General features: G+C 43.9%; 25 protein-coding genes. 13 read left to right on the forward strand and 12 right to left on the reverse strand.

Going from position 1 to position 22,615, the window contains the following annotated elements; translation table 11 throughout:
• Nucleotides 1–10: 10 nt before the first annotated feature.
• Both A3774_RS09690 and A3774_RS09695 read right to left on the reverse strand, forming a co-directional pair.
• A complete protein-coding gene (locus tag A3774_RS09690) occupies nucleotides 11–1,174 on the reverse strand; it encodes a PilT/PilU family type 4a pilus ATPase (protein WP_067866668.1) in 1,164 nt (387 codons plus the stop codon).
• A gap of 33 nt (nucleotides 1,175–1,207) precedes the next feature.
• On the reverse strand, nucleotides 1,208–2,242 hold the full coding sequence (locus A3774_RS09695) for a type IV pilus twitching motility protein PilT (RefSeq protein WP_067866669.1): 1,035 nt from the start codon (nucleotides 2,240–2,242) through the stop codon (nucleotides 1,208–1,210).
• A gap of 86 nt (nucleotides 2,243–2,328) precedes the next feature.
• Between A3774_RS09695 and A3774_RS09700 the strand changes: the two genes are divergently transcribed.
• The 9 genes from A3774_RS09700 to hemW all read left to right on the forward strand — a co-directional run bounded on the left by A3774_RS09700 (nucleotide 2,329) and on the right by hemW (nucleotide 9,098).
• Nucleotides 2,329–3,018 (forward strand): YggS family pyridoxal phosphate-dependent enzyme, encoded by a 690-nt coding sequence (locus A3774_RS09700; RefSeq protein WP_067866785.1) that lies wholly within the window; start codon nucleotides 2,329–2,331, stop codon nucleotides 3,016–3,018.
• A 61-nt stretch (nucleotides 3,019–3,079) separates the two neighbouring features.
• Nucleotides 3,080–3,907: a pyrroline-5-carboxylate reductase gene (gene proC / locus A3774_RS09705; protein ID WP_067866675.1), complete on the forward strand. Its 828-nt coding sequence runs from the start codon at nucleotides 3,080–3,082 to the stop codon at nucleotides 3,905–3,907.
• A gap of 121 nt (nucleotides 3,908–4,028) precedes the next feature.
• The gene (locus A3774_RS09710) at nucleotides 4,029–4,574 is read left to right on the forward strand and encodes a YggT family protein (RefSeq protein WP_067866677.1); all 546 of its coding nucleotides are present in this window, start codon (nucleotides 4,029–4,031) and stop codon (nucleotides 4,572–4,574) included.
• A gap of 1 nt (nucleotide 4,575) precedes the next feature.
• Entirely contained in the window at nucleotides 4,576–4,866 is a 291-nt protein-coding gene (locus tag A3774_RS09715; RefSeq protein WP_067866679.1) for a DUF167 domain-containing protein, read from the forward strand.
• A gap of 139 nt (nucleotides 4,867–5,005) precedes the next feature.
• Entirely contained in the window at nucleotides 5,006–6,175 is a 1,170-nt protein-coding gene (gene metX / locus A3774_RS09720; RefSeq protein ID WP_067866680.1) for a homoserine O-succinyltransferase MetX, read from the forward strand.
• The gene (metW, locus tag A3774_RS09725) at nucleotides 6,175–6,765 is read left to right on the forward strand and encodes a methionine biosynthesis protein MetW (protein ID WP_067866681.1); all 591 of its coding nucleotides are present in this window, start codon (nucleotides 6,175–6,177) and stop codon (nucleotides 6,763–6,765) included. Before metX ends, metW begins: the two co-directional genes overlap by 1 nt.
• Before the next feature lie 11 nt (nucleotides 6,766–6,776).
• Nucleotides 6,777–7,226, forward strand: coding sequence for a DUF4426 domain-containing protein (locus tag A3774_RS09730; RefSeq protein WP_067866682.1), 450 nt, complete (start codon nucleotides 6,777–6,779; stop codon nucleotides 7,224–7,226).
• 98 nt (nucleotides 7,227–7,324) lie between these two features.
• Nucleotides 7,325–7,945 carry an XTP/dITP diphosphatase gene (locus A3774_RS09735; RefSeq protein ID WP_067866683.1) on the forward strand — a complete coding sequence of 207 codons (621 nt, stop codon included), beginning with the start codon at nucleotides 7,325–7,327 and terminating at the stop codon, nucleotides 7,943–7,945.
• Between the two features lie 16 nt (nucleotides 7,946–7,961).
• Nucleotides 7,962–9,098: a radical SAM family heme chaperone HemW gene (gene hemW, locus A3774_RS09740; RefSeq protein ID WP_067866684.1), complete on the forward strand. Its 1,137-nt coding sequence runs from the start codon at nucleotides 7,962–7,964 to the stop codon at nucleotides 9,096–9,098.
• Between the two features lie 177 nt (nucleotides 9,099–9,275).
• Here hemW and A3774_RS09745 read toward each other — a convergent pair whose 3' ends face one another.
• The 7 genes from A3774_RS09745 to lptM form a co-directional block, all read right to left on the reverse strand.
• Entirely contained in the window at nucleotides 9,276–9,899 is a 624-nt protein-coding gene (locus tag A3774_RS09745; protein WP_082792405.1) for a hypothetical protein, read from the reverse strand.
• Nucleotides 9,900–10,124: 225 nt separating this feature from the next.
• Nucleotides 10,125–10,844: an HAD family hydrolase gene (locus A3774_RS09750; protein WP_067866686.1), complete on the reverse strand. Its 720-nt coding sequence runs from the start codon at nucleotides 10,842–10,844 to the stop codon at nucleotides 10,125–10,127.
• The gene (gene xerC, locus A3774_RS09755) at nucleotides 10,841–11,740 is read right to left on the reverse strand and encodes a tyrosine recombinase XerC (RefSeq protein WP_067866687.1); all 900 of its coding nucleotides are present in this window, start codon (nucleotides 11,738–11,740) and stop codon (nucleotides 10,841–10,843) included. Before xerC ends, A3774_RS09750 begins: the two co-directional genes overlap by 4 nt.
• Nucleotides 11,741–11,770: 30 nt before the next feature.
• Complete coding sequence (locus A3774_RS09760; protein ID WP_067866688.1) at nucleotides 11,771–12,454, reverse strand: DUF484 family protein; 684 nt, start codon at nucleotides 12,452–12,454, stop codon at nucleotides 11,771–11,773.
• Nucleotides 12,451–13,293, reverse strand: coding sequence for a diaminopimelate epimerase (gene dapF / locus A3774_RS09765; protein ID WP_067866690.1), 843 nt, complete (start codon nucleotides 13,291–13,293; stop codon nucleotides 12,451–12,453). The genes A3774_RS09760 and dapF overlap by 4 nt, the downstream gene beginning before the upstream one ends.
• A gap of 11 nt (nucleotides 13,294–13,304) precedes the next feature.
• Nucleotides 13,305–14,561: a diaminopimelate decarboxylase gene (lysA, locus tag A3774_RS09770; protein ID WP_067866691.1), complete on the reverse strand. Its 1,257-nt coding sequence runs from the start codon at nucleotides 14,559–14,561 to the stop codon at nucleotides 13,305–13,307.
• Between the two features lie 18 nt (nucleotides 14,562–14,579).
• Nucleotides 14,580–14,708 carry an LPS translocon maturation chaperone LptM gene (gene lptM, locus A3774_RS16390; protein WP_075107950.1) on the reverse strand — a complete coding sequence of 43 codons (129 nt, stop codon included), beginning with the start codon at nucleotides 14,706–14,708 and terminating at the stop codon, nucleotides 14,580–14,582.
• Nucleotides 14,709–14,953: 245 nt separating this feature from the next.
• On the opposite strand from lptM, the gene cyaY reads away from it, so the two are divergent.
• The gene (gene cyaY / locus A3774_RS09775) at nucleotides 14,954–15,286 is read left to right on the forward strand and encodes an iron donor protein CyaY (protein WP_067866692.1); all 333 of its coding nucleotides are present in this window, start codon (nucleotides 14,954–14,956) and stop codon (nucleotides 15,284–15,286) included.
• A gap of 2 nt (nucleotides 15,287–15,288) precedes the next feature.
• A complete protein-coding gene (locus A3774_RS09780) occupies nucleotides 15,289–15,855 on the forward strand; it encodes a D-sedoheptulose-7-phosphate isomerase (protein WP_067866693.1) in 567 nt (188 codons plus the stop codon).
• Here the strand turns inward: A3774_RS09780 and waaA are convergent.
• Nucleotides 15,852–17,129: a lipid IV(A) 3-deoxy-D-manno-octulosonic acid transferase gene (gene waaA / locus A3774_RS09785; protein ID WP_067866696.1), complete on the reverse strand. Its 1,278-nt coding sequence runs from the start codon at nucleotides 17,127–17,129 to the stop codon at nucleotides 15,852–15,854. The genes A3774_RS09780 and waaA overlap by 4 nt on opposite strands.
• A gap of 155 nt (nucleotides 17,130–17,284) precedes the next feature.
• Between waaA and A3774_RS09790 the strand changes: the two genes are divergently transcribed.
• Together A3774_RS09790 and A3774_RS09795 are read left to right on the forward strand one after the other, a co-directional pair.
• Nucleotides 17,285–18,472 (forward strand): FAD-dependent oxidoreductase, encoded by a 1,188-nt coding sequence (locus A3774_RS09790; RefSeq protein ID WP_067866697.1) that lies wholly within the window; start codon nucleotides 17,285–17,287, stop codon nucleotides 18,470–18,472.
• Nucleotides 18,466–19,263: an aldo/keto reductase gene (locus A3774_RS09795; RefSeq protein ID WP_082792406.1), complete on the forward strand. Its 798-nt coding sequence runs from the start codon at nucleotides 18,466–18,468 to the stop codon at nucleotides 19,261–19,263. The genes A3774_RS09790 and A3774_RS09795 overlap by 7 nt, the downstream gene beginning before the upstream one ends.
• Nucleotides 19,264–19,282: 19 nt before the next feature.
• On the opposite strand, the gene hldE is transcribed toward A3774_RS09795, so the two are convergent.
• The gene (hldE, locus tag A3774_RS09800) at nucleotides 19,283–20,716 is read right to left on the reverse strand and encodes a bifunctional D-glycero-beta-D-manno-heptose-7-phosphate kinase/D-glycero-beta-D-manno-heptose 1-phosphate adenylyltransferase HldE (protein WP_067866700.1); all 1,434 of its coding nucleotides are present in this window, start codon (nucleotides 20,714–20,716) and stop codon (nucleotides 19,283–19,285) included.
• On the reverse strand, nucleotides 20,713–22,500 hold the full coding sequence (msbA, locus tag A3774_RS09805; RefSeq protein ID WP_067866702.1) for a lipid A export permease/ATP-binding protein MsbA: 1,788 nt from the start codon (nucleotides 22,498–22,500) through the stop codon (nucleotides 20,713–20,715). The genes hldE and msbA overlap by 4 nt, the downstream gene beginning before the upstream one ends.
• Between the last annotated feature and the right edge of the window lie 115 nt (nucleotides 22,501–22,615).

The raw sequence follows: 22,615 nt of genomic DNA on the forward strand, positions 1-22,615 counted from the left end.
CTATTAAAAGCTACATCCCGCTGACGTTAGCATCACCTTCATTATGAAGATAATCTTCCTCTTCCTGAAGATGGAAAGACTGCCCATCATCCACACCTAAACCCGGATTTGTATCTGAATTGAGTTTAATCATCAAGCGAAGATCATTAGGTGAGTCTGCATGGGCCAAAGCTACGTCATAAGTAATTTCACCATCTTTATAGAGCGCAAAAAGAGCCTGATCAAACGTCTGCATCCCCAAGTTTGTAGATTTTTTCACCACCTCTTTTATCTCATGGACTTCACCTTTACGGATAAGGTCTTGAATCAAAGGTGTGTTAATCAAGACCTCAATCGCGGCTCGACGTCCCTTACCATCCTTAGTCGGTAGGAGTTGCTGAGCTATAATCGCTTTCAGGTTCAATGATAGATCCATCCACAACTGATCATGGTGTTCTGCTGGAAAGAAACTAATCACTCGATCTAACGCTTGGTTGGCATTATTCGCATGTAGCGTGGCCAACGTAAGATGACCTGTTTCAGCAAATACAATACCATGCTGCATCGTTTCTCGCGTACGAATTTCCCCCATCAAAATGACATCAGGAGCCTGACGCAGCGTATTTTTCAACGCAGTATCAAAAGATTCTGTATCTATACCCACTTCACGCTGAGTAATAATACTTTGCTTATGCTCATGGATATATTCAATCGGGTCTTCGATCGTAATGATATGTCCGCGATGATTGGTATTACGGTAATCAATCATTGAAGCTAGGGAAGTAGATTTACCGGTTGAGGTCCCCCCCACAAACAGAATCAAACCGCGCTTTGTCATGGAAAGATCACGGAGAATAGGAGGGAGATTTAGCTCTTCTAAAGAGGGGATATGATTATTAATCTTCCTAAGGACCATACCGGCAGAGTTTCGCTGAAAAAAGGCTGACACACGGAAACGACCTAAACCCGGTGCACTGATCGCAAAGTTACACTCATGCGAACCTTCAAACTCGGCCAGCTGTTTGTCGTTCATCGTACTATAGACTAACGCCCGTGCCTGAGACGGCTTTAACGTATCTTTAGTTAACGGCTTTAACGTACCATCGACCTTTATCGTCGGACGCGCACCCGCAGTCACGAAGAGATCCGAAGCATCCCTTTCTACCATTACTTTCAGTAATTGCGTAAAATCCACGCTCTTCTCCTAAACTCCAGATAAGCCACGTACTTAAAACTGCTGCGGATTTGCTGCACGTTCTCGGGCCGTTTCTCGGGATATCATACCTTTTTGAACCAATTCTTGCAGAGATTGATCCAATGTCTTCATACCAAACGAAGCACCCGTTTGTATCGCTGAATACATCTGCGCAACTTTAGCCTCACGAATTAAGTTACGAATGGCAGGCGTACCAATCATAATTTCATGGGCAGCAACACGCCCCCCTTTAGGTTTTTTCAATAGCGTTTGGGAGATAACGCCCATCAGCGACTCAGATAACATTGAGCGGACCATATCTTTCTCTGCTGCTGGGAAAACATCGATCACACGGTCAATTGTTTTAGCCGCCGAGGTGGTATGTAGTGTTCCAAAGACGAGATGCCCCGTTTCTGCCGCAGTTAAAGCAAGACGAATAGTTTCTAAATCTCGCATCTCACCGACAAGAATAATATCCGGATCTTCACGTAACGCTGAGCGCAATGCATTTGCGAAACTATGGGTATCTCGATGCACTTCTCGCTGGTTGACTAAACATTTCTTACTTTCGTGCACAAACTCGATGGGATCTTCAATAGTAAGAATATGATCGGCGCGGGTGTCGTTCACATAATCAATCATTGCCGCTAAGGTTGTACTCTTACCCGAACCTGTGGGCCCAGTCACAAGTACAAGTCCCCTTGGAAGCTCAGATAGGTCTCTGAAAACTTTCCCCATATCGAGGTCATCTAGCGTCAATACTTTACTCGGGATTGTACGAAAAACAGCGCCCGCACCACGGTTTTGGTTAAACGCATTAACACGAAAACGTGCAAGACCTGGCACCTCAAACGAGAAATCAGTTTCAAGCGTATCTTCATACTCTTTACGCTGTTTATCGTTCATAATGTCATAAATCAGCGTATGCACCTGTTTATGATCTAAAGAGGGAAGTTTAATACGACGAACCTCGCCATCAACACGAATAATGGGAGGCATACCAGCAGAAATATGTAGGTCAGACGCGCCTTGCTGTACGGTAAATGATAAAAGTTCGGTAATATCCATAACGTTCCTGTAAACCGGAGCTGCTTTTATTTATGTTAGTTCTAGCAGAAAGCCGCGCGCAATCCAATCGCTTAGGTCACAAATATATGTCAAGAATAGCAGAGAACCTGATTCAAGTTCGCCAACAATTGGAAATAAACGCTCAAAACGCCCACAGAACAGCCAGTGAAATAACCCTGCTCGCAGTCAGTAAAACACGCCCATCAGGAGATCTGAGAGAAGCTTATCAACAGGGACAGCGAAATTTTGGTGAGAATTATCTACAAGAGAGCCTCGATAAAATTGCAGAATTAACTGACCTCGATATCTGTTGGCATTTCATTGGTCCTATCCAATCCAATAAAACCAAAGCGATTGCAGAAAATTTCACCTGGGTGCATACAATAGAACGCTTAAAAATAGCACAGCGCCTTTCAGCGCAACGTCCAACAGCACTTCCACCACTGAATATCTGCATACAAGTTAATATTAGCGAGGAAGAGAGTAAATCCGGCTGTTTACCTGAGGAGTTACCCACTCTAGCCGCTGATATTCACAGATTACCTAACCTCTGTTTACGAGGTTTAATGGCTATTCCGAAAGCAACCGATAATATTAATGAGCAAAAAGCAGCCTTTGCTAAAATGAAATCCTTGCAGCTTGAATTACAAGCGGTTTACCCTCACCTTGATACATTATCTATGGGTATGTCTGGCGATATGGATACAGCCATTGCAGAAGGTGCAACCATCGTTAGAATAGGCACTGCCATTTTTGGTCAACGGCCAAAAAACTAGTAAAAGTAAGCTCTGTATTTGAGATGAATACCCCATTAAATTTATAAGTAAGGAATTAACTGTGAACTCACAACCCATTCTTGCATTTATCGGTGTTGGCAATATGGCTCGTGCTATTATTGGCGGCTTACTTAGTAATGGCTACCCAGCAGATAAGATATGGGCAAGTGAGCCAGATATCAAAGGCTTAGCCGATCTTGCCAAGCAGGGCTTACACACGACATCAGATAATAATGCAGCTGTCGCCGCCGCTGATTTAGTTGTCTTAGCCGTTAAACCTCAAGTATTAAAGACAGTTGCACAGGGTATTGCAGCAACAGTTCAGACACAGAAACCGTTAATCGTTTCTATTGCTGCCGGCATTCTTGCTCCAAGTATTGATAAATGGCTAGGCAGTGACATTGCCATTGTACGTTGCATGCCAAATACACCCGCCTTGGTAAAAACAGGTGCGAGTGCTCTATACGCCAACCATCAAGTTTCCCCAGAACAACGCTTACAAGCAGAAACCGTGCTGCAAGCTATAGGCATCGCAATTTGGGTTGAACAGGAATCACAACTGGATGCCGTCACCGCAGTATCAGGCTCTGGCCCTGCTTACTACTTCCTAGTGATGGAATCGATGATTGCTGCGGGTAAAAACTTAGGCTTATCCGATGAGACAGCGACTCAACTTACACTACAAACTGCACTCGGCGCTGCAAAAATGGCCTTAAATAGTGATGTAGATCCAGCTGAACTCCGTCGTCGTGTCACATCACCTAAAGGTACCACTGAGCAAGCTATATTACGTTTTATAGAGGGCGGCTTACCGGACCTGTTTGATACGGCAATGAAAGCCTGTAATGATCGCTCAGTTGAACTGGCTGAAGAACTGGGCAAAGATTAACATACGAAACCTAATATAAATTTCAACTCGATGAGACAAGCTTCTATACTCTTATACTTTTATACTGTTGCAAAACAGGGGCTTGTTCTCTTTAACTTAATTTAGTCATATAGGAATTATCATGGCACAGGATCCAATCATTTTGATTATCCGAACACTAGGCGAGATGTACGCATTTATCGTTGTCCTTCGCTTTTTGTTACAGGTATCCCATGCTGACTACTACAATCCGATTTCACAAGCGATTGCCAAATTAACCAATGTTCCTATTATCGCGATAGGTCGCATCATTCCACGGATAGGTAAAATTGATCCCTCGGCCCTGCTTTATGCTGTCGCCGTGAAGATGGCCGTAGTTTCTCTGCTTGTTCTTGTATCAGGCTTAGCTATGCCTAATATCCTACAATTATCAATGTATTCTGTTGTAGGTGTCATCGATGCTATCTTAAATATCTACTTTTGGGCTGTACTAGCCTCTGTAGTTATCAGTTGGATTGCTCCAGGAAGCTACCATCCGGGTCCTCAGTTGATTCAACAGTTAACAGAACCCGTCTTCTCTTTAGCCCGAAAAGTGATCCCACCTATTGGTGGTTTAGATTTATCGCCTATTCTAATCTTTATCGTCATCCAAATTTTACAGTCTCAATTAGGCAGGTTGCTCTATTAATATGAACTGGTACCAATGGCAGTCAGATAACCTTTTACTGAACTGCCATTTACAACCTAAAGCAAGTAAAGATGAGTTCTGCGGTTTACATGGCGATAGCCTAAAAATTCGCATTACCGCTCCCCCAGTGGATGGCAAAGCAAACGCTCATCTTATTAAATTCCTTGCTAAACAGTTTGGCGTAGCTAAGAATGCAGTAAGTGTTATCAAGGGTGAGCTTGCACGTCAAAAACGCGTTAAAATAGCTCAACCAAAGAAAATTCCTGAACAACTGAATATCGAGATTCAATAACGTGGCTGCATTATCTTACATCCCTCTCAATCACCTGCTCATCTTTTATGAGATGTGACGCTCGCCTAAAGAAAATGGATAAGCTTAAGGTCATTACATGGCCTGTTGATAGATAGTATTTAAAGAGTCGAGTTGAGAAATGCCAGCTGTTATTCCAGAAGATTCTGTTGGAATCGTCCAACCTCAAAAAATTGATTTTAATGAACCCTTACAACTCAGTTGCGGCCGAGTACTTGATAGCTACCACCTTATGGTCGAAACCTATGGCGAGCTAAACGCAGACTGTTCCAACGCTATTTTGATCTGCCACGCACTCTCTGGAAACCATCATGTTGCTGGATACCACAGTCACGAAGATAAAAAACCCGGCTGGTGGGATTCTGCTATAGGTCCAGGCAAAGCGATAGATACAAATAAGTTTTTCGTTATCGGCCTTAACAACCTTGGTGGTTGTCATGGTTCCAGTGGCCCAAATCAACCCAATCCTGAAACTGGTCAGCCTTACGGCCCGGATTTCCCAATCATCACCGTTGATGATTGGGTAGAGAGCCAAGCCCGTTTAGCTGACCATTTTGGGATCGAACAATTTGCAGCCGTTATCGGCGGAAGTTTAGGCGGCATGCAAGCGTTACAATGGTCGATCAATTACCCAGACCGTCTTCGCCATTGTATGGTCATCGCCGCTGCAGCCAAGCTCTCTGCACAAAATATCGCCTTTAACGAAGTGGCAAGACAAGCAATCAGTAAAGACCCACAGTTTCATGATGGCCATTACTATGCTCAAGATGAAGTGCCGAAAGTTGGCTTAATGCTCGCTCGCATGCTGGGGCATATTACCTACCTTTCTGATGATGGTATGCGGAGTAAATTTGGTCGAGAACTTCGATCAGGTCAAATTAGTTATGATTTCACCCCTCAATTTGAGGTGGAATCTTACCTTCGCTATCAAGGAGAGCGCTTCTCTACTGAATTTGATGCCAATACTTATCTGCTTATGACAAAAGCATTGGATTACTTTGATCCAACCGCTACAGAGGGCAAGCCCTTGTCTGAGGTGCTGGCAAAAGCAAAAGCGAAATTTATGGTGATCTCTTTTACCACTGATTGGCGCTTCTCTCCTGAACGCTCACGAGAGATTGTGGACGCCTTAGTTGATGCCGATAAACAGGTTAGTTATGCGGAAATCGAAGCGGCGCAAGGCCATGATGCTTTCTTAATCCCGATTCCTCGCTACCTTGATGTCTTTAACGCCTATATGCAACGGGTAGAAGCTGACACTAACAGCCTGACCAGCAAGGAGCCCTCATAATGCGCGCAGATCTAGATTTAATTAAAGATTGGGTAGAGCCCGGAAAGCGAGTTCTCGACCTCTGCTGTGGTGATGGTGAGCTTCTACACTATTTACATAGTGAAAAACAAGCATCCGGTTACGGCTTAGAAATAGGCCCAGAGAACATTACCGAATGTATAGGCAAAGGCGTTAACGTTATTGAAAAAGATATCGAGGAAGGCCTAGCCTCAATCAAAGATAATACTTTTGACACCGTCATCATGACCCAAGCGATTCAAATCATGATGCGTCCCGATGAAATCATTGATGAAATGCTGCGCATAGGCAAAGAATGTATCGTCACTTTTCCAAATTTCGGCCATTGGCGAGCACGAGGCTACCTTGCATTCCGCGGAAAAATGCCTGTTTCTAAGTTCCTACCCTATACTTGGTATAACACACCCAATACCCACTTCTGTACATTTAAAGACTTTGAGCGACTATGTGTAGAACGCAATATATATATCATGGAACGAACAGTTGTAGATAATGAACACCAGCATCGTTGGTGGATTCATCTATGGCCAAATATGCTGGGTGAAATTGCTATTTATAGAATCACAAAATAAATGGGGAAATTATGAATCAACTAGCTAAATGGGCAGTTACGACACTACTAGCAGTGGTCACTTTAATCAGCCAACCGCTATTTGCAGATCAATATGTATCCCATGGAAACTATGAGATACATTACAACGCCTTTAATAGCACCTTTATACAACCTGATGTTGCTAAAAACATTGGCATATCACGAAGCAAACGCAGAGCATTAATCAACGTCTCAGTTCTTAAAGTTGACGGCAATCAAAAAATACCTGTACAAGCAGTTGTCACCGGAACAGCCACTAACCTGGCGGATCAACCTCAGAAACTAGCGTTTAAAAAAATAGATGAAGGTAGCGCAATCTACTATTTAGCTCATTTTGGATTCACCAACAGCCAAGTCTTTCGTTTGGCTCTAGATGTACAGCCCGATCCAAATCAACCCGCCTTCACGGTTAAGTTTGAACAACGTTTTTACGAAGACTAAACTTCACTAAAGGTCATGAAAAAGTGTGCATATCATGCACACTTTTTTTGTATACCCCCACTTAATTAAAAGCGCTACATAAGAAAAAGGCAGCAAACATGGTCCAGAAGATTGTTTTAGCTAGTGGAAATAAAGGGAAACTAAATGAGTTCAACCACGCACTAAGTGAACTCAATGTAGAAGTCATTCCACAAGCCCAATTTGATGTCCCCGATGCCGACGAAACAGGTCAAAGCTTTGTTGAAAATGCAATTTTAAAAGCCCGTCATGCCGCAAAAATTACCGGTTTACCTGCACTAGCAGATGATTCAGGTCTTGAAGTCGATGCCCTCAATGGAGCCCCGGGAATCTATTCTGCCCGTTTCTCAGGTTTAGATGCCAACGATGCAAAAAATAATGCATTGCTATTAGAAAAACTAACTGGTTTAGGGGCAGAGCAACGCAGCGCACGTTTTCGCTGTGTACTTGCCTTTATGCGCCATGCAACCGATCCCACCCCTTTAATTTGCCAAGGAACCTGGGACGGCATCATTCTTGAAAAAGAATGCGGAGAACAAGGCTTTGGTTATGATCCGCTGTTTTGGGTGCCTGAATTAAATAGCGCATCAGCTCAACTAAGCCCAACACAGAAAAACAAAGTCAGTCACCGTGGGCAAGCTGTAGCACTGCTCAAAAAGACGATAGCTCCTTATTTAGCATCGATTAAAACATCGAACTGAGCGATTAATATCTCCTATGAGCCTTCTACTCCCACCACTCTCACTTTATATACACGTACCATGGTGTGTGCAGAAATGCCCCTATTGTGACTTTAATTCCCATGCTCAGCGTGAGGCTTTACCCGAAGCCGGTTATATTAAAACACTGCTTGATGACTTAAATGACGAGCGCCAATTTGCCCAAGGCCGTGAGATACAGAGTATCTTTATTGGTGGAGGAACCCCCAGCTTATTCAGTGCCGATAGCTATAAACACTTACTACAGAAAATCCACACTATCATTCCTATCCGCACCGACGCAGAAATTACTCTGGAGGCAAATCCAGGTACTTTTGAGAGAAATAAATTTATTGGCTACAGAGAAGCAGGCATCAATCGCCTGTCTATCGGCATCCAAAGCTTTAATGATTCACAGCTAACAGCCCTAGGACGTATTCATTGTGCAGACGAAGCGATAAAAGCAGCAGCCTTAGCGCGTGAGCTCTTCCCTAAGCTGAATTTAGATCTTATGCACGGTTTACCCAACCAAACAGAAGATGATGCCTTAGCCGATCTACAGCAAGCTATTGATCTTCAACCCGATCACCTTTCGTGGTATCAGCTCACCATCGAGCCAAATACAGAGTTTCATGCCAAACCACCTCAACTTCCGGTGGATGAAACACTATGGTCCATTCAAGAAAAAGGGCTCCAGCACATCCAACAAGCAGGATTCGAACAATATGAAATATCCGCTTACACTAAAGGGAATACTCCATCACAACATAACTTAAACTATTGGACCTTCGGTGATTACATAGGCATAGGGGCAGGTGCCCACGGCAAAATTACTTTATTAGAAGAACAACAAATTATTCGTCGTTGGAAACAGAAACAACCTAAAGCTTATATGCAACCTAGTAGCCGACTGGTAGGTCATGAGCTTATAGAACAAGGTGATCGTGCTTTTGAGTTTATGTTGAACGCCCTGCGCTTACATAAAGGAGTACCTAAACAGTTATTTTCTGAACGTACAGGTATCCCACTAACCACACTATCGCCGCTGCTTGATAGCGCAATAAAGAGAGGGCTACTAAGCGCATCCCATAATCGCTTAGTACCGACTCAACAAGGCCGCTTATTCTTAAATGATCTGCTAGAGATATTTCTTTAAGCTAGATAGCAAAGGCAATAATGACCTTAGCTTGTCGATTAAAAATCAAGTCACCATCAGTCCAGATAAGCCCCCATAACAGCCTACGTTGACCTACATTTGCAGCGACATAAACTGTTACACATAAAAAAAGCGTGGCATACCACGCTTTTTTTATACCCATCTGCTGAGTCTTTGTTAAACCTTATCCGCTCGTCTTTTGCTAATTACTTGCCACAAAAGTTCCACTGCTGCGATAACCAGCAACGAATAACCCATTAACTCTGTACCTTCTTCCGCTATATTTTTTACCACTCGCACATAACCATCACCCATGACAGCTTCCCAAAACGAACCTCGGCCAAACAATCTTGAGAAGGCCAAAACAACCAGAATCCCGCTCAGAAAAATACCAGCACTGGCAGAACGGGAAAATTCAATCAAGGATTCCTTGATGGGATAAGACTGCTTAAACAAGTAAAATGCCGACGCCGCGATAGAACTGTAAACTAATACTTGCCAAGCGCCATCAAAAAGCTCCTCATCTAAAAATGCATCAAGCTCTCGAATAAACATTAAACCAACTAATGTCGCCACCACTACAAGTGCAGGCCTGAGCGACTGGCTTAATTTTGCCGCTATAAAAAACACCACACAGCTAATAAATGCAAACGCGTCATGCATATATTCAGTGGTCGAATGCTCACCATAATCACTGTTCCTCAATTGGGAGTAGCCTTCCATTGAAAAAACGTGCACTACACCCACAATAAATAATAAATAAAACAGAGAGCGTAGCATTAGCATTGCAAATGACTGCATTACAATAATCCATTTAATTCAAATAGCTAGAAAGAATACACCATACCCCGAGTCTGAAGTTAGCAACGTACCGCTGCCTTTGGTGCACTAAAGTGGAGCTCATTTTATAGGAAACTGCACTTAAGACAAAAGAATTAATAAATTGTTCACAGTAAAGTAAGAAAACTGACATTAAAAAAGGATAGGACAACAGGTTGTACTTTATAATCCATTTGGAATGGATACTTACAAAACCACCTTATTAACAGCCTCCTCACTAATTTCTTCAACTTTTACCACTATTTCACTCAAGCAATTTACTTCTTTGCTGGCATTTGGGATATGAGCGTCTTGCTTCAGGTTAACCCAGATTGTCCACAAACCTGCGGCTTCAGCTCCCACAATATCATGCTCTGGGTTGTCACCTACATGTACAACTTGCTCGGGACGCAAGTTTGTATACGCTAACATCTGCTCAAACATGAGCGGGTGGGGCTTCATCGCACCTACATCATCGGCTTTGAACTGAAAATCCATAAGATCTGACAAACCCACTTTATGTATATCTGCATTCCCATTACTTAACGCACCCAGTAAATAACCTTGTTCCTTTAACGCCGACAACATCTCGCGGGCATGTTCAAAAAAACTAATTTGCTGGCGCGCATGTAAAAAAACATCAAAGGCTTGCTCTGTTAATAACTCAACATCTTGCGCCGAATAGCCCGCCTTCTCTAAACCAAAGCGTAATTGAGCCATTCTAATTTGAGTCACACTATGGGCAATATCAGGCTGTTCTGACAAAACAATCGTTCTTAATAGGGCTAAATCCTTTAACTGATAGCAGCGAGTAAACGCAGGCGCATATTGAGCCAACCAATCAAACATTGTCTGATTGGCCTGTTTTATAACGGGATCAACAGCCCATAAAGTGTCATCAAGATCAAAGGTTATACATTTAATCATTTCTTTGCCTTTTTATGTGCCCTAGGATGCGCACCTTCATAAACCTGCATTAAATGCTGAAAATCTAAGTGAGTATAGATCTGGGTCGTGGAGATATCTTCATGCCCCAAAAGTTCTTGCACAGCACGTAGATCTCCACTGGATTCCAACATGTGACTCGCAAAACTATGTCTCAAGCGATGAGGGTGAACTTTGCCTTGCAGCCCTAACCGTTTACCCCAGTAATCCATACGCTGCTGCACGGCCCTAACCGAGATACGACTACCCCGTTTGCTAACAAAAAGCGCACTCTCGCTATAATCGGCCAGCTCATGCCGATAATCCAACCAGCGATCAATCGCCGCAATCGCTTTACCGCCAATAGGCAACATACGCATTTTACTGCCTTTACCGGTAACTCTTAAGCTATGGTCCGCTAAATCGATACTATGCATATCTAAGCTAACAAGTTCAGAGATACGCAAACCCGATGAATAGATCAACTCCATAATTGCAGCATCTCTAGCAGACACTGCGTCAATAATAGGAATATCTAATAACTGGACCATCTGATCTGCATCCAGTGTACTAGGAAGTTTACGTGATGATTTTGGCGCCTGAACCGCAAGCGCAGGGTTTTGCTCGACTAGGCGCTCTCGGGCAAGAAAACGATAAAAACTACGCGTAGCAGACAGCGCCCGTTGAATACTAGCGCCAGATAGCCCCTGCCGATGAATTTTAGCCACAAACTGGCGAACGTGTTTGGCTTCTACATTAGCCCACTGAGATAGGTCCTGCTCATCAATGAAGTCACTAAACTTTGCAAGATCACGTGCATAGTTATCTAGCGTATGATGAGACAGTTGCTTTTCAGTAGAGAGATAGTGCAAAAACTGCTCAAGCTGAGCTTCCTTCAAACTATCTTCTCCATCTTGTTGTGTGAAAATTTAATATTCCTGTTGGCGCATAATCCGATAAGCAACACGACTTAACACTTCACCAACGTAACTAAGCAAAACAGTTCCTTGACTACTTGTGAAATAATTAGGATCAAAACTACCGACAGCCAATAAACCTAAAGCCTCTCCCTGAACTAAAGGCACTACCGCCGCAGATTGCACTTTGATCGCGTCAGCCGCAAAAATAAACTCGTTTTCAGCCTTACTTAATTGTCCACAGCTCGGAAGATTGGTACTCATCAACCCACTGATAACACTAGCGCTATCTTGATCCATCAGACGCAAATTATTGACATCCAAAGGTTTATGGGTAAATAAAATCAATGAGGTTGTATCACTCGCAAAATCCTGACAAAGACTTTCATCAATAGCGACCGCTATATCATCTAATGTTTCAGATTCGAGCAAGGCAAGTACCATGCGTTTAGTTTTTTCAAACTGAACATCATTATGACGAGCAATATCGATCAGATCTGAAAGATGTGACGTAAGATTCTGATTTTTCTCGCGCAATACAGTCGTCTGGCGCTCGACTAACGAAACAGCTCGACCTGTATCATGAGGTACATATAACTTTTCTAGCAACTTAGCATTACGAGTAAAAAAGTCCGGATTCTGCTGTAAAAAATCAGCAACCTTTGCCTCTGTCAGCTGTTCTAATTGATCACTCATATAAAAACCTGTCCTTCAAAAACCGTTGTTGCAGGCCCAGTCATAATAACGGGCTGTTCCTCACCATGCCATTCAATCTGTAAATCACCACCAGGTAGATGCACAGTAACTGGCATATCAAGCTTACCACGCAATGCCCCTGCAACAACGGCTGCACAGGCACCTGTGCCACAAGCTTGGGTCTCCCCTACGCCACGCTCAAATACACGTAGATTAACTTCATTACGATTAAGTACCTGCATAAAGCCAATATTAGCTTTGGCTGGGAACCGTGGGTGAGCCTCCAAAAGCGGCCCCAAGACTTCTACCGGGGCTTCATCTGTACTATTAACCAACAAAACAGCATGAGGGTTACCCATAGAAACAGCACTCAGCTCAACAGTCTGTGTCTCACCTTTCACATCCAGATCAACGGAATAGGTAATTGCCTGCTGATTAGCTACAAATGGAATAGCCTCCGGTTGAAGAATAGGCGCCCCCATATCCACTTCAACCTTTTTATCGGGATGAACCTTCAGTTGTGCACGTCCATTGGCCGTCTGCACAGTAATAGTCGTTTTACCTGTAAGCCGTTTATCACGCACAAACTTAGCAAAACAGCGAGCGCCATTACCGCAGTTTTCAACCTCCGAGCCATCTTGGTTAAAAATCCGATAACGAAAATCAACATCGGGCTCTGTCGGCGGCTCAACAATGAGTAGCTGATCAAAACCAACACCTAAGTGCCGGTCACTGAGCTTTTTTACAAGTTTAGGTGTCACTTTAATACGCTGAGTAACAAGATCCAGCACCATAAAGTCATTACCTAACCCATGCATTTTAGTGAAACGAACTAACATAGATAAAGCTCCTAACGATCTTTAGGTAAAAGTTGCTCACCTCTAACAAGATCCGTCAAAGTTTCACGTTTCCGAATAAGATAGTGCTGACTATCATCAACCATCACTTCAGCTGGGCGACCACGGCTGTTGTAATTAGATGCCATCACAAAACCATAAGCACCGGCAGAGCAAACCGCCAACAGGTCACCTGGCTCTAAATTTAGAGCGCGATCTTTACCTAAAAAGTCACCCGTTTCACAAACCGGGCCCACTAGATCCCAAGATTTAGTTTCTCCACCCTCCCGCAAAAGGGCTGGAATAATATCTTGATAAGCACTGTATAGCGCAGGGCGTATAAGGTCATTCATTGCGCCATCAATTATGGCGAAGTTTTTCTCATCCGTGCACTTCAAAAACTCAACTCGCGTTAGCATCACGCCAGCATTTGCAGCAATCGAACGGCCCGGCTCAAAAATCAACCCTAACTCACGATCACCTAATTTCTCTAAAACAGCAGCGATATACTCTTGCGGAGTAGGCGGTTCTTCGTCGGTATAACAAACACCAAGTCCCCCACCTAAATCTAAATGTTTAACCTTAATGCCTTCTTCAGCCAACTTATCAACTAAAACCAAAACACGATCAAGAGCATCCAAGAATGGCGCAACTTCAGTCAACTGGCTACCGATATGGCAATCCATACCGACAATATCAACATTACTCATCTCTGCTGCGCGCTTATAAATGCGTACAGCTTCATTAATATCAATACCAAATTTATTATCTTTTAACCCTGTAGATATATAAGGGTGTGTACCCGCATCAACATCAGGATTTACACGAAATGATATAGCGGCAATTTTATCTTCAGCAGCAGCCACATCATTAACACGAACTAATTCAGCTTCTGACTCAATATTAAAACAGCGGATCCCCGCATTAAGCGCTTGAATAATCTCGTAAGGCTGTTTGCCTACCCCTGAAAAAACGACTTTAGAAGCATCGCCACCCGCTCTTAAAACCCGTTCAAGCTCACCTGCAGAAACAATATCAAAACCAGCGCCTAAACGAGCTAATACATTCAATACTGCAATATTAGAATTCGCTTTTACTGCATAGCATACGAGAGCATCTCGCCCTTCTAAAGCTTCTGCATAAGCAAGATAAGCGCGTTCTAGTGCATCTCTTGAATAAACATAGGTTGGGGTGCCAAACTCTTCAGCAATTTGCGTCAAAGCCACTTCTTCACAGCAAAGCTGTTCGTTTCTATACTCAAATGTATCCATTAAAAATCTCTTAACATTCTATTTCTGCTGTGAATTTTTATCTGCTTCTTCACTAGGCAGATACAAAGGGCCTTTTTGACCACAACCACCCAAGATAAGTAAGCTTAACAACATGACCAACCCAATACATTTCGTCTGTGCTTTCACAGCAGATTTCCCCAAATAAACGGCATAATCTATCGATTATACCTATAACCAGAAATATTCATAAAACCGTTTTCAAATTTAGTTAAAAAAACCTTCTTTAAAGACAAATAAAATAACCTTTTTTAGCTAAATGCAGGCAGAAACACGACGGTATAATGAGAATCATTCTTCGGATTTTCAGTTTAGCTTGATATACTCCTATGCCATAGCCCATGTTTGAAGGCTTTAACTAGCCGGAGTGAGAAATGACTGAGAGTGAATTTAACGATCGTGTTGACGCAACCTTAGAACAAATTGAAGAGATTCTAGATGAAGCTGAAACAGATATAGATGTACTACAAGGTGGTGGCATACTGACCATTATCTGCGAAAACAAAACTCAGCTTATTTTCACCCGACAAGCTCCTGTTAAACAGCTCTGGCTTGCCACTAAAAGCGGCGGTTACCATTTTGACTATGATGCGGAACAAGCTAGCTGGGTATTAGACAGTAATGGAGAGCAACTCAGTCCCTTCCTGACCCGCGCATTTAGTGAACAAGCGGGCGAAACCCTTGAATTTGATTTGGCAGGGGCGTAAACATGTCATTTGATAATGCATTGCAGCGCCACTTCGATACGTTTAACAAACTACAAACAATCAAAGCTGAAACCGAGCAACTGGTAGAGCAGATCGATCTTTGCCTTCAAAAAGGCGGTAAACTTATTTTTATGGGCAATGGCGGTAGCGCAGCTGACAGCCAACATTTAGCCGCCGAATTTGTTGTTCGTTACAAAGCCGAAAGAAAGCCTTTATCAGCCATCGCCCTGACGGTAGACACATCAATACTGACCGCCCATAGTAATGATTACAGCTTTGACACTGTTTTTACCCGCCAAATTCAAGCATTAGCTAAACCAGAAGATCTCATCATTGGTATATCTACATCAGGTAATAGCGCAAATATTATTGATGCCATCAAAGCAGCATCTGAAATAGGTTGCAAAACATGGGCTTGGACGGGTTCTCATGGCGGCCAACTCAATGAGATTGCTGATCATCTCATCCGTATACCATCCGATGAAACCGCACGCATCCAAGAAGCTCATATTTTTATCGGCCACTGGTTATGTGAAGAGATGGATCGCCGAACGTCAGAAAACACTTAATCCTTTAAGCAGTATTCATCCGTCAGGGCGTATAGTTTCTCTAATGCGCCCTGATTTTGCATAACAAATTGATACCCTGCCTGCCCCTGGCTGCTCAACAGCTCCGTATCGTCTAATAGACGCCTTAGCTCGCCAGCAAGTCCATCAGCATCACTCACAACGGTTAAGCCACCAGCCTGCTGAAGGGAGTCGCAGATCAACTGAAAGTTAAAATAGTGAGGCCCCATAATAACCGGCTTTTTTAACACCGCAGGTTCCAGTGGGTTATGTCCGCCACGCTCAACCAAACTGCCGCCAACAAAAGCGATATCTGCAGCAGCCAATAGTTTCATTAACTCTCCCATAGTATCGCCCAGATACACTTGTGTGCGACTCTCCGGTTGCTGCCCTAAACTACGCCTCGCTAATTTCAGACCAGCTTGCTTAATTAGCTCTGCTACCCGATCAAAACGTTCAGGATGACGAGGCACAACCACTAATAAAAGATCGGGGTAATCGGATAGTAGTTGCTGATAAACCGCAATCAATTCTGATTCCTCTCCCTCATGGGTGCTCGCACCAATGAGGACTTTCCGTGATTCGCCCCACATCTGGCGCAATGCGTAGGCCAAACGTTCACTTCCTTCTGGCGCTTTAACATCAAATTTGATTGACCCAGTGACCGACATAGAGCGAGAAGGCAGACCTAAATCTAAAAACCGTTGGCCATCAATCTCATTTTGTACGGCTATCATATTGATCTGTTCTAACATCTGCCGCGCCAATGTACTAAATCGCATATAACCTCTAGCTGAGCGTTCAGACAACCGTGCATTCGCAACCAGTAAAGGAATAACACTGTGTGCGCAACTATTAACAAGATTCGGCCATAGCTCAGTTTCTACAATTACGCAGGCCCGAGGATTTAGCTTTTTAATAAAACGTTTGAGAGCACAAGGCAGGTCATATGGACAGTAGTAGTGGGTCACAGTATCAGCAAAACTTGCCTTTACTCGTTCAGCCCCTGTCGGCGTCATAGTTGTCATCACAATAGGTATATCTGGATAACGCGCCTGAATCAGCTTAACCAGAGGCACTATAGCTAGAACCTCACCGACAGAAACAGCATGAATCCAGAGCGGCTGCTTGCCCATCTTGTTTTTAGGTTTAAACAAACCCAACCGTTCTAGCCAGCGCTCTCTATAAGCGGGTGCTTTCAAACCTCGCCACCATAACCGGCCTAAAATAAAAGGCAGCGCGAGATAAAATAAAAAGGTATAGAGCAGACGATTCATTACAGTTTTTCAGCCACAAACAAAAGACAGCAATTATATCATGCTTACATGGTTTCTATACCTTAAGTCATTTTTCTCATCAATCCTGATAACCTAGCCAGCGCCCCCTGCACTTGCCTATAATGGCCCACTAAACTTTTGCAACGAAGCCTTTTATGAACACCCTAAAGCTTGACCTAATTATTATAGGTGGCGGTATCGCGGGCCTATGGACATTAAATCGTGCAGTTAACGCAGGTTTTAATGCTATTTTGCTGGAAAAAAGCACCTTAGGTGGAGGGCAATCAATACGCTCTCAAGGCATTATTCATGGCGGCACCAAATACGCACTGAGCGGTGTTCTGACACAGGCCTCAAATACAATTAAAGAGATGCCTCAACGCTGGCGTGACTGCTTAGATGGCCAAGGTGAGATCAACCTAAACGGTGTAAATATCCTTTCAGATGCCCACTATATGTGGTCAAAAGGCTCTCTTGGCTCTCGCATGACAACATTCTTTGCGACCAAAGCTTTTAGAGGGAGGGTTGAAGAAGTTTCCGCTAATGAGCGCCCACAGGTATTCAAAAACAAACAGTTCAAAGGTTCGCTATATCGTCTAAATGAGCTGGTTTTAGACATCCCTAGTGTCATCAACAAGCTACGCCAACCAGTAGAAAATAGAATCTATCAGGCCGATATCACTAACGCTCAGATTAAGAGCGACGGTAAAACCATCAAAGGAATTTTCTTTCCTACCCAAAATCTCCACTTAGAAGCTAATAATTTAGTACTCACTTCAGGTGAAGGTTTTGAAGCACTAGCTAAAACACTAGATATCCGCCAACCCGAAATGCAGCGTCGCCCTTTGCATATGGTAATGGTTAAACACCAATACGACCTACCAACCTATGCCCACTGTATTGGCACTGGCAGTAAACCTGTCGCAACCATCACAACCCATCCCTGTAAGGATGGTCAGCATATATGGTATTTAGGGGGTAACGTCGCAGAAACTGGCATGGATCGTACAGAGCAAGAACAGATAGCCTTTGCAAAAAAGGAGCTTACTACCCTGCTGCCTTGGGTTGATCTATCTCAGGCGGAATGGGCAGCGTTTCACATTAACCGTGCAGAACCGAAACAATCAGCACTGGTAAGGCCAGATTCCGCTTATGCAGAAAAAGTAGGTAACTGTATTGTGGCTTGGCCCACTAAACTAGCGCTCTCTCCCGACCTTGCCGATCAAGTATTATCTTTATGTGATCAACCTAGCCAAACAGTAGAAAGTAATAGCTTACAGCCCCTACAAATACTGCCAAAACCTGAAACCGCAGAGCCTGTTTGGGAGACTCTATTTTGCTAAAACGTCAGTTGGCTAATACGGGTTTAAATATCTCCCCCCTTGGCTTGGGAACCGTCAAGCTCGGCAGAAATCAGGGCGTAAAATATCCTACACATTTTGTATTGCCTAGCGATAAGGAAGCCAGCGATCTTATTGCTCTAGCTAAAGAGTTAGGGATTAATTTAATCGATACAGCGCCCGCTTATGGCAATAGTGAAGAGCGTTTAGGTAAGTTACTCAAAGGACAGCGGCAAGACTGGATTATCTGTTCAAAAGCAGGCGAAGAGTTTGATAACTCAACAGGTCAATCCAGCTATATTTTCACCCCTGAACATCTGCAATTTAGTGTAGAACGTAGCTTAAAACGCCTTGATACCGATTATATTGATATGTTGCTAATCCATTCCGACGGTAATGATGTAGAAATCATAGAGCGCTACGGCACACTTCAAGCGTTAAATGAGTTAAAAGCTCAAGGAAAGATACGCGCAAGCGGGATGTCGACCAAAACTATCGAGGGTGGACTTTTAGCGCTGCAACAATCAGATTGTGCAATGGTCACGTATAACTTAGATCACACAGAGGAGGAACCTGTGCTTGATTATGCTGCACAAAATAACAAAGGTATTTTACTAAAAAAGGCACTCGCATCAGGGCATATTTGTGCGGCTTCAAACGGAGACCCTGTACAAGCCAGTTTTGACTATATCTTTGCTCATCCAGGCGTAACATCCGCGATTATTGGCACCATCAACCCTGACCATTTACGCAAGAACATAGCTGCAGCAGAGAACGCTATCAACCGAAGATAGCGTTCCTACCCTTTACGGTTTATGCGTCGCTATCTTGCTGAATTTTTTCTACTATTGCCGTTGTCGAGCAATCATCAAGAAATGACAGTACTTTGACTTCACCGCCATAGCCACGCACAAATTCCCCACCTACAACGCCTTCAATACCGTAATCACCGCCTTTAACAAGTACATCAGGACGAACCCGTTCTAATAAGCGTTCAGGTGTGTCTTCATCAAAATAAAGCACCCAATCCACCGCCTCTAAACCGGAGAGAACGGCCATTCGCCGTTCGACAGGGTTAATAGGCCGACCTGGGCCTTTGAGACGACTCACTGACTCATCGCTATTTATCGCTAATACAAGACGATCACCTTGAGCACGGGCTTGCGCCAAATAACCTACATGGCCAGCATGAAGAATATCGAAGCAACCATTAGTGAAAACGATGGACTCCCCTGCCGCTCGAGCATCAGCTAAGGCTATAAGTAGCTGCTCTTCAGTCACGACCCCTTTCTCTGCACCTTGCTCCTTGCTAACCTCTCGACGAAGTTCTGGCGCACTAATCGCCGCTGTACCCAGCTTACCAACAACAATACTGGCAGCAATATTAGATAGCGCAACGGCATTAGGGAGATCTTCACCTGAAGCCAATGCAGCCGCTAACGTTGAGATGACGGTATCCCCCGCACCTGTCACATCAAACACTTCTCGAGCACGTGCAGGAAAATGTAACTCTTCTTTATTAGCACGAATGAGTGTCATGCCCTGTTCACTGCGAGTAATCAGTAACGCTTCAAGGTCCAACTCTTTAACGAGTGCCTGACCTCGTGTGACCAACTCCTCTTCTGTTTTACAAACACCAACAATCGCCTCAAATTCAGAAAGATTGGGCGTTAGCAGTGTGGCTCCTTTATAGCGACTAAAATCACACCCTTTAGGATCCACCAATATAGCTACATTATTACTTTTAGCATCACGAATCAGGCTCTGACAATCAGATAACGTCCCTTTCCCATAATCAGACAGCACCAAAACACCAACATTCTCTAAAAGAGACGAAGTAGCATTGGCTAGCTGCTCACTATAGTCATGGGAAAAAGGTTCTTCAAAATCCAACCTAATCAATTGCTGATGGCGACTAATCACGCGTAGCTTAGTAATTGTCGGCTCATTCTCCGCCTTAGAAAAAGCACAGTGTACACGGGCCGATTGCAACTGTTTTTCAAGCGCTACCCCCGCCTCATCATCACCTACCAACCCTACCAGTGAAACACCGGCACCTAGTGCGGTGACATTAAGGGCGACGTTTGCTGCCCCACCGGGACGATCTTCATGCTGTTCCACTTTTACAATAGGTACAGGCGCTTCAGGAGAGATGCGTGAAGTCGGCCCCTGCCAATAACGATCAAGCATCAGGTCACCAACCACAAGTACCTGAGCTTTATCAAAACGTGGCATATGGATTTTCATTCAATATCTCCAGTACTTTCTTTTGAGGACCCTGCAGTTTCACTAAACTGTTTTTTATATAAACCGGCATAGGTACGTCCCATGGCCAATAACTCCTTATGAGTCCCTTGCTCAATGATCTGACCTTGTTCCATCACCACAATCTGGTCTGCGGACTCTATGGTCGATAACCGATGTGCTATAACCAAAGTGGTTCGTCCTTGCATCACATTTTCCAATGCCGCTTGAATATGCCGCTCCGACTCAGTATCTAAAGCCGATGTTGCCTCATCAAGAATAAGCACTGGGGCATTTTTAAGAATAGCCCGCGCTATAGCAATACGTTGACGTTGCCCACCGGACAATTTAGTGCCTTTCTCACCCACTTCCGTGTCCAAGCCGTCACTCATTCTGGCCACAAATTCCATTACATGAGCGGCTTCCGCGGCGGCAAGAATATCTTTCTCACTCACATTAGGCATGGCACCATAAGCAATATTGTCTCGAATTGTGCCATCAAAGAGAACTACACTCTGCGTCACTAATGCAATCTGGCTTCGTAATGAGGCTAAGTCATACTCGGCAAGGGATTGACCATCCAGCAAGATATCACCTGAAGTTGGCTCATAAAATCGAGGCAACAAATTTGCTAAGGTAGACTTACCACTGCCCGATTTACCGACAAAAGCCACTGTTTGTCCAGGAGCGATCGACAGATTAAGGTTGGTCAATACCGGTTTATTGGGCAGGTAAGAGAAACTTAAATTCTGCAGTTGCAAGCGACCTTCACCTCGCTCACTCACTAACGAACCACTATTTTTCTCTGTTTCCTCGTCAATGAGTTCAAAGATACTCTGCGCAGCAGCAATACCTCGCTGAATTGCGCCATTAACTTCAGTTAGCGAGCGCAAGGGTTTAGCGATCAAACCGGCGGCGGTAATAAAGGCAATAAACTGCCCCGCACTCATACCGGTGCTCATTAGCGGGTGTAACGCGAGAAATATCAGGAGCGCTAAAGCACTCGAAACAATGAGCTGTACAATGGGCGTGCTCAGCGCTTCAGTGGTTGCCATCTTCAAGCTCTGACGCAAGTTTTGCCCACTTGCTTGTTCAAAACGGTGGCGCTCTTTATCGCTGCCACCAAAGATACGCACTACCTGCACACCCTGTACGTTTTCAGACGCTACATGGGTTACTTCTCCCATGGAATCTTGAATACGGTGACCTAAACGGCGAAAACGTTTAGAGGCAACAGCCACGACGAGCGCAATAAATGGGGACACAGCGGCAAAAACTAAAGTTAATTGCCAATTGAGATACAACAGGTATACAAGCAAACCGATCACAGTCATGCCTTCCCTGACACTAATTTTTAACGACTCCGTTGCAGCATTAGTGACTTGCTCAACGTTATAGGATATTTTAGAAAGAATATGACCTGATGCATTATTGTGATAATAATCTAAAGGGATAACGAGCAGCTTATCAAACATCACTACGCGTAGTTGATGGACAATATTCCTCGCTACATAAGCGGTAAAATAGTTACCCATAAACGTCCCTAAACCGCGAGCAAAAGCGATCCCTATTAATGCAAGCGGCCCATATATATAGGCATCCTCTTTCTGCTCACCTATAGCATCAACAAGATATTCCATAAGGGCAGCAAACCCAGTTTGCGTCGCGGCATAAATAATAAAACCGATAATACCTAGGGAAAAAGGCAGCCAGTATGGCCGTACGTATGCAAGGAGACGAAGGTATATCTTCATCCCTGTTCCTGATGCTGGAACCTGATCAGTCATATAGATCTATCTTATATTACAAATAATTAGTCGTATTGTACCTTGCTAGCCTCTGTTGCCCAACCTTCCATCTAGCTGAGTATTGCTGACATAGGTATAATCCCCTACTGATTCT

The organism is Neptuniibacter marinus (assembly GCF_001597725.1).
In the GTDB taxonomy this organism is placed as follows: Bacteria; Pseudomonadota; Gammaproteobacteria; order Pseudomonadales; family Balneatricaceae; genus Neptuniibacter; species Neptuniibacter marinus.

Excerpts from the sequence above, each read along its gene's own strand:
- A3774_RS09695 (WP_067866669.1), bottom strand. The coding sequence starts at position 2,242 with ATGGATATTACCGAACTTTTATCATTTACCGTACAGCAAGGCGCGTCT.
- A3774_RS09700 (WP_067866785.1), top strand. The coding sequence starts at position 2,329 with ATGTCAAGAATAGCAGAGAACCTGATTCAAGTTCGCCAACAATTGGAA.
- A3774_RS09710 (WP_067866677.1), top strand. The coding sequence starts at position 4,029 with ATGGCACAGGATCCAATCATTTTGATTATCCGAACACTAGGCGAGATG.
- A3774_RS09715 (WP_067866679.1), top strand. The coding sequence starts at position 4,576 with ATGAACTGGTACCAATGGCAGTCAGATAACCTTTTACTGAACTGCCAT.
- metX (WP_067866680.1), top strand. The coding sequence starts at position 5,006 with ATGCCAGCTGTTATTCCAGAAGATTCTGTTGGAATCGTCCAACCTCAA.
- metW (WP_067866681.1), top strand. The coding sequence starts at position 6,175 with ATGCGCGCAGATCTAGATTTAATTAAAGATTGGGTAGAGCCCGGAAAG.
- A3774_RS09730 (WP_067866682.1), top strand. The coding sequence starts at position 6,777 with ATGAATCAACTAGCTAAATGGGCAGTTACGACACTACTAGCAGTGGTC.
- A3774_RS09735 (WP_067866683.1), top strand. The coding sequence starts at position 7,325 with ATGGTCCAGAAGATTGTTTTAGCTAGTGGAAATAAAGGGAAACTAAAT.
- hemW (WP_067866684.1), top strand. The coding sequence starts at position 7,962 with ATGAGCCTTCTACTCCCACCACTCTCACTTTATATACACGTACCATGG.
- A3774_RS09745 (WP_082792405.1), bottom strand. The coding sequence starts at position 9,899 with ATGCAGTCATTTGCAATGCTAATGCTACGCTCTCTGTTTTATTTATTA.
- A3774_RS09750 (WP_067866686.1), bottom strand. The coding sequence starts at position 10,844 with ATGATTAAATGTATAACCTTTGATCTTGATGACACTTTATGGGCTGTT.
- A3774_RS09760 (WP_067866688.1), bottom strand. The coding sequence starts at position 12,454 with ATGAGTGATCAATTAGAACAGCTGACAGAGGCAAAGGTTGCTGATTTT.
- dapF (WP_067866690.1), bottom strand. The coding sequence starts at position 13,293 with ATGTTAGTTCGTTTCACTAAAATGCATGGGTTAGGTAATGACTTTATG.
- lysA (WP_067866691.1), bottom strand. The coding sequence starts at position 14,561 with ATGGATACATTTGAGTATAGAAACGAACAGCTTTGCTGTGAAGAAGTG.
- cyaY (WP_067866692.1), top strand. The coding sequence starts at position 14,954 with ATGACTGAGAGTGAATTTAACGATCGTGTTGACGCAACCTTAGAACAA.
- A3774_RS09780 (WP_067866693.1), top strand. The coding sequence starts at position 15,289 with ATGTCATTTGATAATGCATTGCAGCGCCACTTCGATACGTTTAACAAA.
- waaA (WP_067866696.1), bottom strand. The coding sequence starts at position 17,129 with ATGAATCGTCTGCTCTATACCTTTTTATTTTATCTCGCGCTGCCTTTT.
- A3774_RS09790 (WP_067866697.1), top strand. The coding sequence starts at position 17,285 with ATGAACACCCTAAAGCTTGACCTAATTATTATAGGTGGCGGTATCGCG.
- hldE (WP_067866700.1), bottom strand. The coding sequence starts at position 20,716 with ATGAAAATCCATATGCCACGTTTTGATAAAGCTCAGGTACTTGTGGTT.
- msbA (WP_067866702.1), bottom strand. The coding sequence starts at position 22,500 with ATGACTGATCAGGTTCCAGCATCAGGAACAGGGATGAAGATATACCTT.